11 protein-coding genes and 1 pseudogene are annotated in these 12,522 nt (G+C 70.2%); 8 read left to right on the top strand and 4 right to left on the bottom strand.

Annotated features, from left to right (window positions below; translation table 11 throughout):
• The first annotated feature begins 11 nt into the window (after positions 1–11).
• Positions 12–965 (top strand): GTPase Era, encoded by a 954-nt coding sequence (gene era / locus OIB37_RS13100; RefSeq protein WP_330457764.1) that lies wholly within the window; start codon positions 12–14, stop codon positions 963–965.
• A 41-nt stretch (positions 966–1,006) separates the two neighbouring features.
• Positions 1,007–1,200 (top strand): annotated as a pseudogene (locus OIB37_RS13095) (hypothetical protein); the annotation flags it as partial.
• Positions 1,201–1,221: 21 nt separating this feature from the next.
• Here OIB37_RS13095 and OIB37_RS13090 read toward each other — a convergent pair.
• The 3 genes from OIB37_RS13090 to OIB37_RS13080 form a co-directional block, all read right to left on the bottom strand.
• Positions 1,222–2,655, bottom strand: a complete 1,434-nt coding sequence (locus OIB37_RS13090) for a GH1 family beta-glucosidase (protein ID WP_330457763.1) — start codon at positions 2,653–2,655, stop codon at positions 1,222–1,224.
• A gap of 69 nt (positions 2,656–2,724) precedes the next feature.
• Complete coding sequence (locus tag OIB37_RS13085; protein ID WP_330457762.1) at positions 2,725–2,991, bottom strand: protealysin inhibitor emfourin; 267 nt, start codon at positions 2,989–2,991, stop codon at positions 2,725–2,727.
• A 21-nt stretch (positions 2,992–3,012) separates the two neighbouring features.
• The gene (locus OIB37_RS13080; RefSeq protein ID WP_330457761.1) at positions 3,013–4,083 is read right to left on the bottom strand and encodes a M4 family metallopeptidase; all 1,071 of its coding nucleotides are present in this window, start codon (positions 4,081–4,083) and stop codon (positions 3,013–3,015) included.
• Positions 4,084–4,427: 344 nt separating this feature from the next.
• On the opposite strand from OIB37_RS13080, the gene leuA reads away from it, so the two are divergent.
• Positions 4,428–6,149, top strand: coding sequence for a 2-isopropylmalate synthase (gene leuA / locus OIB37_RS13075; protein WP_330457760.1), 1,722 nt, complete (start codon positions 4,428–4,430; stop codon positions 6,147–6,149).
• A 185-nt stretch (positions 6,150–6,334) separates the two neighbouring features.
• Positions 6,335–7,033 (top strand): TerB family tellurite resistance protein, encoded by a 699-nt coding sequence (locus OIB37_RS13070; RefSeq protein ID WP_330457759.1) that lies wholly within the window; start codon positions 6,335–6,337, stop codon positions 7,031–7,033.
• A gap of 113 nt (positions 7,034–7,146) precedes the next feature.
• On the opposite strand, the gene OIB37_RS13065 is transcribed toward OIB37_RS13070, so the two are convergent.
• Positions 7,147–7,662 (bottom strand): GNAT family N-acetyltransferase, encoded by a 516-nt coding sequence (locus OIB37_RS13065; RefSeq protein ID WP_330457758.1) that lies wholly within the window; start codon positions 7,660–7,662, stop codon positions 7,147–7,149.
• Positions 7,663–7,953: 291 nt separating this feature from the next.
• Between OIB37_RS13065 and OIB37_RS13060 the strand changes: the two genes are divergently transcribed.
• The 4 genes from OIB37_RS13060 to OIB37_RS13045 are packed head-to-tail and all read left to right on the top strand — an operon-like array spanning position 7,954 to position 12,521.
• Positions 7,954–8,724 carry an SCO2525 family SAM-dependent methyltransferase gene (locus OIB37_RS13060; protein ID WP_330457757.1) on the top strand — a complete coding sequence of 257 codons (771 nt, stop codon included), beginning with the start codon at positions 7,954–7,956 and terminating at the stop codon, positions 8,722–8,724.
• 56 nt (positions 8,725–8,780) lie between these two features.
• Positions 8,781–10,622, top strand: a complete 1,842-nt coding sequence (locus OIB37_RS13055; protein ID WP_330457756.1) for an SCO2524 family protein — start codon at positions 8,781–8,783, stop codon at positions 10,620–10,622.
• A 1-nt stretch (position 10,623) separates the two neighbouring features.
• On the top strand, positions 10,624–11,541 hold the full coding sequence (locus tag OIB37_RS13050) for an SCO2523 family variant P-loop protein (RefSeq protein WP_330457755.1): 918 nt from the start codon (positions 10,624–10,626) through the stop codon (positions 11,539–11,541).
• On the top strand, positions 11,538–12,521 hold the full coding sequence (locus OIB37_RS13045; protein ID WP_330457754.1) for an SCO2522 family protein: 984 nt from the start codon (positions 11,538–11,540) through the stop codon (positions 12,519–12,521). Before OIB37_RS13050 ends, OIB37_RS13045 begins: the two co-directional genes overlap by 4 nt.
• Position 12,522: the final 1 nt, after the last annotated feature.

Genomic DNA, 12,522 nt, shown 5'->3' with positions numbered 1-12,522 from the left:
CAATGAGCCTCATGAGCGTTCGTACCCAGTCATCCGAGCAGTCGGGCGATACCGTCCACCGCGCAGGCTTCGCGTGTTTCGTGGGCCGCCCCAACGCGGGCAAGTCCACCCTCACGAACGCTCTGGTCGGGCAGAAGGTGGCGATCACCGCCAACCAGCCGCAGACGACCCGGCACACCGTGCGTGGCATCGTGCACCGGCCCGACGCCCAGCTGATCCTGGTGGACACCCCCGGGCTGCACAAGCCGCGCACCCTGCTCGGCGAGCGGCTCAACGACGTCGTGCGCACGACGTGGGCCGAGGTCGACGTGATCGGCTTCTGCCTGCCGGCGAACGAGAAGATCGGCCCCGGCGACCGCTTCATCGCCAAGGAACTGGCCGGGATCAAGAAGACCCCCAAGATCGCCATCGTCACCAAGACGGACCTGGTCGACTCCAAGGCCCTCGCCGAGCAGCTGATCGCGATCGACCAGCTGGCCAAGGAGCTGGGCTTCGAGTGGGCGGAGATCGTGCCGGTGTCGGCGACCGGTGACAAGCAGGTGGGCCTGCTGGCCGACCTGCTCGTCCCGCTGCTGCCCGAGGGCCCGGCCCTCTACCCCGAGGGCGACCTCACGGACGAGCCCGAGCAGGTCATGATCGCGGAGCTGATCCGTGAGGCGGCCCTGGAGGGCGTCCGCGACGAGCTGCCGCACTCCATCGCCGTGGTCGTCGAGGAGATGCTCCCGCGCGAGGACCGCCCGGCCGACAAGCCGCTCCTGGACATCCACGCCAACCTCTACATCGAGCGGCCCAGCCAGAAGGGCATCATCATCGGCCCCAAGGGCAAGCGGCTGAAGGAGGTCGGCATCAAGTCCCGCAAGCACATCGAGGCGCTGCTGGGCACGCCGGTCTTCCTGGACCTGCACGTCAAGGTGGCCAAGGACTGGCAGCGAGACCCCAAGCAGCTGCGCAAGCTCGGCTTCTGAGTGCCGGGGCTTCGCCCCTGCCCCGGCTTCCGGTTCGCTGGAAAGGGATGGGCCGGGGCTGGCGTGGCGGGCGTCTGAAGGAGGTCGGCGTCAGGTCCTGCGAGCGCGTCGAGGCGCTGCTGGGGACGCCGGCCGCGCGGCGGTAGCCGCACGTTGATGCAGCCTGGACCTGCACGTCAAGGTGGCCAAGGACTGGCAGCGGGACCCCAAGCAGCTGCGCAAGCTCGGCTTCTGAGCCCGCGCGGAGGCGGGGCGGTCATCTCGGCGCCCGCAGCAGTTCGCGGAACCAGTGGTACGACGCCTTCGGCGTGCGCCGCTGCGTGACGTGATCGACGTGCACCAGGCCGAAGCGGCGGGTGTAGCCCTCCGCCCACTCGAAGTTGTCCATCAGGGACCAGACGAAGTAGCCGCGCACGTCCGCGCCCGCCTCCAGCGCCGCGTGCACGGCGCTGATGTGGGCGTCCAGGTAGGCGATGCGGTCCTGGTCGTCGACGCCCTCGTACGAGCAGCCGTTCTCGGTGACGACCAGCGGCGGGAGGCGTTCGCCGTAGCGGGCGGAGAGATCCGTGAGGAGTTCCGTCAGCGCCTCGGGTACGACCGGCCAGCCGAAGTCCGTCACCGGGCGCCCCTCGATCTCCCGCAGGGAGAAGGGGAGTCCGGGCGGCAGGGTGAGGCCGCCGAACTCCGTCTCCGTGTCCCGCGGGGCACCCACCCTGGCCGGGGCGTAGTAGTTGACGCCGTACCAGTCCAGCGGCTCGGAGATCACCTTCAGGTCCGCCGCCACGTCTCCCGGCATCAACTCGCCGACGCCCTCCGGGTACGCGCCCAGGACGAGCGGGTCGGCGAAGAGGCGGTTGAGGAGCAGGTCGTAGAAGTCCGCCGCCTCCACGTCCGCCGGACTCCCGGACGCGGGCCAGGTGGGGGAGTGGGAGTTGGCGATGCCGATGTCCTGCGCCCCGGCCGCGCGCAGGGCCCGAACCGCCAGGCCGTGGGCGAGGAGTTGGTGGTGGGCGGCCGGGAGGGCGTCGAAGAGGAGCCGCCGGCCGGGAGCGTGGGCGCCGAGGGCATGGCCCAGCAGGGTGTGTTCCGCCGGTTCGTTGAGGGTGATCCACTTCGTCACCCGGTCGCCCAGACGGCCCGCGACGACCGACACGTACGCGGCGAACCTCTCCGCCGTGTCCCGGTCCATCCAGTCCAGGGACGCGGGAAGGTCCCAGTGGAAGAGGGTCGGGACGGGACGGACGCCCGCCGCGCACAGCTCGTCCACCAGACGGTCGTAGAAGTCGAGGCCGCCGGGGGAGTTCACCCTCGGCCAGGAGACGGAGAAGCGGTACGCGTCCACGCCCAGGCCGGCGAGCAGGGCCACGTCCTCGCGGTAGCGGTGGTAGTGGTCGCAGGCCACCGCCGCCGTGGAGCCGTCCTTCACCCGGCCGGGCCCGGCCGTGAACACGTCCCACACCGACGGCTCGCGTTCCCCGGCGGCGCCCTCGATCTGATGGGCCGAGGTCGAGACGCCCCACAGGAAGCCGTCCGGGAAGCGGAGGCGCGCAGCGGACCGGGGCCCGGGGCCGGGGAGGGGGCCGGGCCCGGAGACGGAGAGGGGCGCCGGGGGAGGGTCTGTGAGGGGCGCTGAGAGGGGATCTGCGAGGGGGCGGGAGCGGGATGCCGGGTCGCCTGCGTCGGTCGCCATGGGCCGGATCATCCGTACCCCCGGTAACAGAAGTCAACGCCCCGGCGCCGACCGCCGTTCACAGACCCCCTAAGCCCCCTCCTTCAGCACTCTGGAGACCAACTCCCGCTGGTCCCCGGTGAGTCGGGGGTCGGCGGCGTACACCGTGCGGCCGTCGACCGTGATCGTGTAGCTGAAGCCGTCCGGGACGCCGTCCGGCGGGGTGGTGGGGCCGGCCGCGAGGACGCGTTCGGCCAGTGACTGCCACTCGCGGGCGTCGGGCCGGGCCGAGGTGTCCACCTCGGCCCGGCGCTCGATGCCCGCGAAGCCGCCCGTGCGCCGTACTTGGATACGCATGGGTCACTGTCTAGTACGGAACTACAGCGTGTGCACCCCGACCTGCTCCCACGCCTTCTCCACGGCCTGGAGTTCGTCGCCCGCGCCGTACCGCTCACGGGCCGCCTTCACGGTCAGCGTGGCGAAGTCGGCGAACTGGGCGTCCTCCGCCAGCTTCCCGCCGGTCAGGACGTCGTACCAGATCTGCCCGGCCCGCTCCCAGGAGTTGCCGCCGACTGCGGTGGCGACCAGGTAGAACGCGTGGTTCGGGATGCCGGAGTTGATGTGCACGCCGCCGTTGTCGCGGCCGGTGTGCACGAAGCCGTCCATGGTGGCGGGCTGCGGGTCCTTGCCCAGGACGTCGTCGTCGTAGGCCGTGCCCGGTGCCTTCATCGAGCGCAGGGCGGTGCCCGTGACGCGCGGCGCGAGCAGGCCGGCGCCGATCAGCCAGTCGGCCTCGGCGGCGCTCTGTCCGAGCGCGTACTGCTTGATCAGCGAGCCGAAGACGTCGGAGAGCGACTCGTTGAGCGCGCCGGACTGGCCGAAGTAGGCGAGGTTGGCGGTGTACTGGGTGACGCCGTGGGTCAGCTCGTGGCCGATGACGTCGACCGGGATGGTGAAGTCCAGGAAGATCTCGTTGTCGCCGTCGCCGAACACCATCTGGTCGCCGTTCCAGAAGGCGTTGTCGTAGTCCTTGTCGAAGTGAACCGTGGCGTTCAGCGGCAGCCCGTTGTCGTCGATGGAGTGGCGGCCGTACACCTTCAGATACAGCTCGAAGGTGGCGCCGAGTCCCGCGTAGGCGCGGTTGACGGTGGCGTCGGAGCCGGGCTGCGTGCCCTCCTCGCGGACCTTCGTGCCGGGCAGGTCCTGGGTGTGGCGGGCGTCGTAGACGGTGCGGTGCGGCTGGTCGGCGGCGGCGCCGGCGGGCGGCGCGACGGAGGGCGCGCCGATCACCGTGGTCAGGCGGCGCCGGGTGCGCTCCAGGGCGTCGCGCTCCAGGGAGCGGCGGGCCGGTCCGGAGACGGCGGAGTCCTCGCTGCGGGCGAGCTTGTCGAGGAGGTGGGGCGGCACGATCGTGCAGAAGACGGGCTCGAAGCCCCCGTTGGTCGTCATGCCCGGCACCCTTGCACTGCGTGACATGGATGTCACTACGCGCAACCATGATTGGTGAAATACGCGGACATCCGTCGTCATGCTGTGTCACGGAGTGGTATGGCTCGTGGTGATGCGTGGCGTGAGATAACCGTTTGTCCGATTCATGGCCCTCGGTTCCGCATACTGATACGGGTCCGCGCATCCGGCACGGCTCGGCTAGGCTGCGGAGCATCATGCGTTTCGGGCTGCTTCTTCTTAGCTGCCGCGGCGAGGGCCTGTAGTCAAGAGGCCGACCCCCTCCCCGCGGAGCTCTGGCGTTGCGCGTCGGCCGTCCATCCGGACCTCCCAGGAGCCCACCGATCATGGTCAACCGCCAGCAGCCCAGCCCCATGCCGATCCACAAGTACGGTCGTTACGACCAGGTCGACATCCCGGACCGCACCTGGCCGCAGAAGCGCGTCACCGCCGCCCCCCGCTGGCTCTCCACCGACCTGCGCGACGGCAACCAGGCGCTGATCGACCCGATGTCGCCCGAGCGCAAGCGCCGGATGTTCGACCAGCTGGTCAAGCTGGGCTACAAGGAGATCGAGGTCGGCTTCCCGGCTTCCGGCCAGACCGACTTCGACTTCGTGCGCTCGATCATCGAGGAAGAGGGCGCGATCCCGGACGACGTGACGATCTCCGTCCTGACCCAGGCCCGCGAGGACCTGATCGAGCGGACCGTGGAGTCGCTGAAGGGCGCCAGGCGCGCCACCGTCCACCTGTACAACGCCACCGCCCCGGTCTTCCGCCGCGTCGTCTTCCGCGGCTCCAAGGACGACATCAAGCAGATCGCCGTCGACGGCACCCGCCTGGTGATGGAGTACGCCGAGAAACTGCTGGGCCCCGAGACCGAGTTCGGCTACCAGTACAGCCCGGAGATCTTCACCGACACCGAGCTGGACTTCGCGCTGGAGGTCTGCGAGGCGGTGATGGACGTCTACCAGCCGGGCCCGGGCCGCGAGATCATCCTCAACCTGCCCGCCACGGTGGAGCGTTCGACCCCGTCCACGCACGCGGACCGCTTCGAGTGGATGCACCGCAACCTCTCCCGCCGCGAGCACGTCTGCCTGTCCGTCCACCCGCACAACGACCGCGGTACGGCCGTGGCGGCCGCCGAGCTGGCCGTGATGGCCGGCGCCGACCGCGTCGAGGGCTGCCTGTTCGGACAGGGCGAGCGCACCGGCAACGTCGACCTGGTCACCCTGGGCATGAACCTGTTCTCGCAGGGCGTCGACCCGCAGATCGACTTCTCCGACATCGACGAGATCCGTCGCACGTGGGAGTACTGCAACCAGATGGAGGTCCACCCGCGCCACCCGTACGTGGGCGACCTGGTCTACACGTCCTTCTCCGGCTCCCACCAGGACGCCATCAAGAAGGGCTTCGACGCCATGGAGGCCGACGCCAAGGCCAAGGGCGTCACGGTCGACGACATCGAGTGGGCGGTGCCGTACCTGCCGATCGACCCGAAGGACGTCGGCCGCTCCTACGAGGCCGTCATCCGCGTCAACTCGCAGTCCGGCAAGGGCGGCATCTCCTACGTCCTGAAGAACGACCACAAGCTGGACCTGCCCCGCCGCATGCAGATCGAGTTCTCGAAGATCATCCAGACGAAGACGGACGCCGAGGGCGGCGAGATCACGCCGAAGGACATCTGGGCGGTCTTCCAGGACGAGTACCTGCCGAACCCCGAGAACCCGTGGGGCCGCATCCAGGTCAGGACGGGCCAGTCGACCACGGACACGGACGGGGTCGACACCCTGACCGTCGAGGCGACCGTCGACGGCGAGGACACCGTCCTGACCGGCTCCGGCAACGGCCCGATCTCCGCCTTCTTCGACGCCCTGGAGTCCTGCGGCATCGACGTACGCCTGCTGGACTACCAGGAGCACACGATGAGCGAGGGCGCCTCCGCGCAGGCCGCTTCCTACATCGAATGCGCGATCGACGGCAAGGTCCTGTGGGGAATCGGGATCGACGCGAACACGACGCGTGCGTCGCTGAAGGCCGTCGTCTCCGCGGTGAACCGCGCGACCCGCTGACCGCCCCTGACCGGCACTTTCGGTGCCCCGACCCGCGTGCGCGGGGGTCGGGGCACCGTCGTGTACCGGCCATCGCGCCCCTCAGGTCACGGAAAGGTCTCCTACGGGGTACTGACTCAACCGGCGCGATGTGGCTAACATCACGCCAGCGCGGCGATGTTGCCGCGGGGTTACGGAGGTGCGACGTGCTGCCAGTACGGGGACGAGGCGACCGTGCCGTCAGGGCTGCGCGCATCCTGGGCACCCGCACCGCGTGGACGCCCGTCGGGGACGGCGAGTTCTTCTGCCCTGGCTGCGGGGGCGACCGCAACTACCAGCGGCTCACCGGCCGCCGCCGCCTCACCCTCCTCGGGGTGCCCGTGCTGCCGCGTGGGGTGGCCGGGCCGGTCGTGGAGTGCGCCGCCTGCCGCCGGCACTTCGGCACCGACGTCCTCGACCACCCCACCACCCGCCGCTTCTCCGCGATGCTCCGCGACGCCGTCCACACCGTCGCCCTCGCCGTGCTCGCCGCCGGCGGCACCGGCTCCCGTACGGCCCTGGAGACCGCCGCCTGCGCGGTCCGCGCCGCCGGCTTCGAGGACTGCACCGAGGAACAGCTCGCCGCCCTGGTCGAGGCGCTCGCCGCCGACACCGGCCGGGTGGTGGACGCGGGCCCGTGCGGCGCGAGCCTCGCCATAGAGCTGCACGAGGCCCTCGACCCGCTCGCCCCGCACCTGGCCTGCGCCGGCCGCGAGGCCCTCTTCCTCCAGGCCGCCCGCATCGCCCTGGCCGACGGCCCCTACACCCCCGCCGAACGCGACGCCCTCACCACCGTCGGCGCCGCGCTCACCCTCTGCGGCACCGACGTGAGCCGGCTGCTGGCGGCGGCGCGGACACCGTCGTGACACCCCTCCGGCTCTGACGGCGTCCCGGCGGCGTCCTGACGGCGGTCTGCCGGCGGCCTCGGACGGTCTGACGGCGGCCTCGGACGGGGTGCCGTGTCGCGCGGGGGGCCGGATCAGCACGCCAGGCGCATGCGCAGCCTTGCCTCTCCAGGGCCCAGGTAGTCCTCCCGGGGCAGGCCCCACGGCGCGAATCCCAGGTGGTGATAGAGCATCACGGCCGACTCGTTGGCGGGGTCCACGGTGAGCAGGATCTCGGCGGCGCCCTCCGCGCGCAGCTGCCGCAGCATCTCGGTCATGAGCTCGCGGCCCACCCCGTTGCCGCGCAGCTCGTGGCCGACGATGAGGCTCAGTATCCAGCTGCGGGCGTGGTGCGGCGGGGTCGCGAGGACGTAGCCGCGCAGCCCGTCGCCGCCGTCCACGACGAGCATGTGGTCCCCGAGCGCGTCGAGGAACTGGCGCAGGACGAAGTACGGATACGGCCCCTCCGGGAACGCCTCCCGGTCGAGGCGGAGCACCTCGGGCAGGTCGGCCTCCACGGCCTTTCTGATCAGCCGTGGTGTCTTCTCGGACCCGCTGCCCGCGACGGAACCGGTGTGCGACGGGAAGTGGTCTTCGGGAAGAGGAATCATTCCGTCCCCTTTTCTCGGCCCCTGCGCGAGGTGAAGGTGAGGGTGTGCGGATCTCGTGCGATATACATATCGATGCGACGGTATGCATCTGATCACTCAACCCGTGACCGGCACGGCTCGTCCCATCTTTACCCGCCGCTTTTGGCCGTTCAAGCCGAGATCTGGACCATTTGTGGTTGAGCGTGCCAGGCGGCCGAAACTGTGCGTTCGAGCGCCGTCTTTCTGTGATCATGCGCCGTGGATCGCACGTGGCGTGGGTGCTTTGTGCGTCGGCTCTGCTACCCTGCGTTAATGACCTCGGGATCGCCGACCGGCACGGAGAAGCGGAATAACGATGTGACCTGGGAGCATTTCGATCCCCAGGAGTACATCAGGCACAATTATCTCAGCCTGCACCCTGATGACGAGGCGATCATCGGTGTCGTTCGCGATCATTTCAGCAGCCATTTCGGCACTTCCGGTGGCGTGGCTTCCGGTATCGACGTCGGGGCGGGTCCGAATCTCTATCCCGCTCTCAGCATGCTCCCCTGGTGCGACAGGGTCACGCTCCTGGAGCGCTCGCCGGCGAACGTGGGGTACCTCGATCAGCAGCGTCGTTCCTACGACCTCCAGTGGGACCAGTTCTGGGACGTCCTGTGCCGGGACGAGGCCTACGCCCGGCGCTGCGGGGACCCCCGGGCGCGCTTCGCGCAACGGGTCCGGCCCCGGCTCGGCAACCTCTTCGATCTCCACGAGGGCGGCGAGCGCTGGGCGATGGGCACCATGTTCTTCGTCGCCGAGTCGATCACCGGATCGCTGGAGGAGTTCCGGCGGGGCGTCGGCTGCTTCATGAACGCCCTGGAGCCGGAGGCGCCGTTCGCCGCCGCTTTCATGGAGCACTCGCGGGGCTACTGGGTGGGTGGACGCGATTTCCCCGCACTCGACATCGACGAGCAGGAAGTCCGGGACACCCTGGGTAAATACGCTTCGAAAATCGAGACCCACCGCCTGGGGAAACCCGGGGACCTGCTGCGCGAGGGATACACGGGAATGATCGTCGCCTGCGGCCACCGAGGTGCCTGAGAAATGCTCATACCAAATCGCCGTCCGGGTGACATACCTGTGTGAGGGGCATGGGGATGCAGATCAAGCCCAGACAGAATCTTCTGTCCATCTGGCAGTCGGTTGCTCGTCATTGCTATCCGGACGGCGCATGGGACTGGGGTGAATCGGGAGGAGTCAGCAGCGTCGCCGACGCGGAACGGCTGCTCTGCCTGCTGTATCCCGCGACCGAGTTTCCCGCGTTCCGGCTGGACGCGCCCGACACCACACAGCCGGACGTCGAGAAATCCCTGAAAGCGGTCGGTGACGCGACAGAGATCCCGGAGAGCCTGGTCCGGGCGCTCACCGAATTCATGGAGAAACACCGGGCGGGCGACACCCCCACCTTCTCCGGCGGGCACTACTTCACCACCCGCGACCCCGACCAGGAACTGTCGAAGGAACAGCGGGCACTCGGCGTCGTCGACTCGTTCAGCCTGTCGGTCACGCTGTGCCTGGCAACCCTCGGATTCCTCAAGGTCTACCAGACCAAGACCGAGCGCTCCGGCACCCTCCAGCTGATCGAGAGACTGCGCCAGGCCACCAGCGACCGCCTCACCGCGGCCATGGTCAGCCTGCTGCGCTCCTTCACCGTCGACGTCTACGAGGTCGAGTCACCGCAGGGTCAGGCGCTGTGCCGGCTCATCGGCCAGGGCCGCACACCCGACCGGATGGTCCTCCAGCAGTTCCAGGAACGCTTCCGGGCGCTGCGCGCGGTCATCCGCGAGAGCGTCGTCCTCGGCGTCGACGTGGAGGAGCAGCTCGGCAACGAGAACCGCCTCTTCGAATGCGGCTGGGCCTGGAGCCTGGTCAAGGGCGCACCCCAGGTGGACACCGGGGAGCCGATCGGGGACCAGGCCGACGGCGTGGCCCGCGGTGTGCCGTACCTGTACTTCACCGTCGTCGCCCTCGACGGCATCCAGGACCTGTTCTCCGACCGCACCCTCGTCCTGGGCCTGCTCAACCCCGAACAGCAGAAGCTCGCCGACGCCCTGCGCCTGCGCTGGACCATCACCCAGCAGTACTGGTCCGGCATCGCGCGGTTCGACGACGACAGATGGCCGCTGGAGGACATCCCCTGGCGGACCACGGGCCAGCAGCTGGAGTCCGAGTACTTCTCCCTCTCCGTCGCCTCCATCCTCGTCCACGACCTGGTACGGCGCCGGGCCACCGACGACGACCTCACCCGCACCGTCGGCGTCATGGAACGCCTCGCCGAACGCAGCCGGATCACCTCCAGCACCACCCGCGAGGACCCCGCGGTCCTGCTGCACAACCCCGGCGTCGCACTGCCGTTGCAGTCCGACGACCCCCTCGGCCCGCCCATGCGCTGGACGATGACCGACTTCTCGGCCCAACTGCTCAAGCGCGTCATCCAGTTGTGCGCCCTGTCCCGCAACGTCGCCGCGCACGACCGGCTGCTCCGGCTCGCCGAACAGACCCTCGACCACCTGTGGGCACGGCGCATCTCCGACGGCGAGGGCGTCGGCCTGTGGGACAACGTGCACGCGACCTACCCGGACTCGGCGGACCGCCAGGGACGGCTGTCCTGGAACATCACCGAACGCGTCACCGAGTGCATGGTCGCCGCCCAGCAGCTCTACACCCAGGCACCGATCCGCAGCCCCGAACCGACCGCGCTGGCCCGCTCCCTGCTCAGCGAGGCGACCCACCTCCTCGGCACCGAGCAGATGGAACAGCCCGCCCCCATCGCCAAGAGCCAGGAGGGCACGGAACTGAAGGGCATCGAGGCCGACCTGCGCCGCGCCCGCATCCTGCTCGACAGCCAGCCCGGCACGTCCTGCGCGCTCACCCTGAACGTGCTCGGCAGACTCGACGCCCTCGCCCGCGCCAGGGCCGCCGGGCGCCAGGGGGTGTGAGGTGCTCGTCTTCGCCGCCTCCGACAAGGGAGGCACCGGCCGCTCGGTCACCAGCGCCAACCTCGCCTACCGCCGCGCCCTCGACGGCGACGACGTCTGCTACCTGGACTTCGACTTCGGCTCGCCCACCGCCACCGCCGTCTTCGACACCCCGAACGTCAAGACCGAGGCCGAGGGACGGGGCCTGCACTCCTACCTGAAGGGCAAGACCGGCGAACCGCTGCGCGCCGACGTGTGGAGCCGTACCGAGCACCCCGTGCTCCGCGACCGCCCCAGCGGCTCCGGCCGGCTGGTCCTGCTGCCCGGCGACCGCGGCGGCGGGGAGTTCGTCACCGACGAGGAGAACCTGCACCGCTGCGTCGACCTCTTCCTGCGGCTGCGCCGCGAGTTCGACCTCATCGTGGTGGACCTGAGCGCCGGCCGCAGCTACGCCATGGACCTGGTGCTGGCCGCCACCGCCCGCGACGAACTGCGGCGCGTCCCGGCCCGCTGGCTGCTCTACCACCGCTGGACCCGGCAGCACGTCATGGCCGCCGCCGAACTGGTCGCCGGCCGGCAGGGCATCGTGTCCCACGGCGTGGCCATGGGACACGACCGGACGGCACTCCTCGGTGCCATCCGCTTCGTCCGTGCCGCCGTGCCCGACCTGGAGTCGCCGCAGTGGGCGCAGATGCCGCCCGCCCAGTACACCTGGATGCGCCAGTGCAACAAGCGGCTGGAGGAGCTGGCGGCGTCCCTGGACATCGGCAAGTCCCGGGTCCTCGGCTCGGTCCCGCTGGAACCCGTGCTCCAGATGCGCGAGCAGCTCATCACCGACGAGGACGTCCTCGACAGCAAGATCGCCAACTTCAAGACCCGGCAGGCCCTGGTGGAACTGGCGGAGCGGCTGACCGACGACAAGTACTGGGGGCAACTGTGACGGAAGCCGCGGCCGCCTTCCGGGAGACCAGCGCCGACCCGGTCACCGAGGCCCTGCCGTTCTCCCATCTCTCCCTGGAACTGGGCCACCTGTACATGGAGGACTTCGCCGAGGGCGCCGAACGGCTGGTGCGCCACTTCACCGCCGTACGCCCCTGGGCCGAGACCGCCCGCGCCTGGGCCGCCGCCCTGCCGACCGGCAACCGGCCCCGGATCAGCACCTGCTTCCTGATCGACGACTACTTCAGCCGGCTGTCCACCCCCGCCGAACTGTTACCGACCCTGCTGGGCGCGGCCGAGCGGGCGGGGCTGACCATCGACTACCTCGCCCGCGAGTCGGGCTGCGCCCTGACCGACCCGCTCCGCCCGGACCGGCCGGGCCTCGCGGACGCCGTGATGCACCGACTGGTGGAGTCCCCGCCGCCCGGCAGCAACGGTTTCCGGCCGCCCGTCAGCCGCACCGGCTGGCTCACCAACGGCAGGCGCGCGCCGACCCGCCGTACCTCCGCCGCGCTGGACGCCGACGGCGCCTGGCAGCCGCCCGGGGAGACCGGGGCCCGCGGCCACTCGGTCTTCGTCGACGTCGAACTGTGGGACGACGTCGGCGAACAGCGCACCTGGTCCTGCGCGTTCCTCGCCGCCGTCTGGCAACTGACCCGCCTCGGGCTGCTGCGCGACGACGGACGGGCGGTGCTGACCCCCGTCCCGTGGGAGCAGCGGACGTTCCCCGCGGACTGGGACGCGCTGCCGCCCCTGCTGCGGCTCAACCCCGCCGCGCCGCCCTTCACCGCCTACTACACCTGCAGCGTGCTGCCCACCCGCTTCCTGCCCGTCGAGCACGCCGTGCGGGTCGTCCTGGAACAGGTCCACGTCGACGCGCACGCCGTCGGACAGATCGTCGAGCGCGCCGGGCGGGAGAAGCTCACCGTGCCGGAGGACGTCGTGGAGCGCACCTCCTACCTCTTCCCGCCGGGGCTGTGAC

The organism is Streptomyces sp. NBC_00820 (assembly GCF_036347055.1).
Taxonomy (GTDB): domain Bacteria; phylum Actinomycetota; class Actinomycetes; order Streptomycetales; family Streptomycetaceae; genus Streptomyces.
Note: the sequence above shows the minus strand (reverse complement) of the source record. Positions and strands in the feature narration are given on the sequence as shown.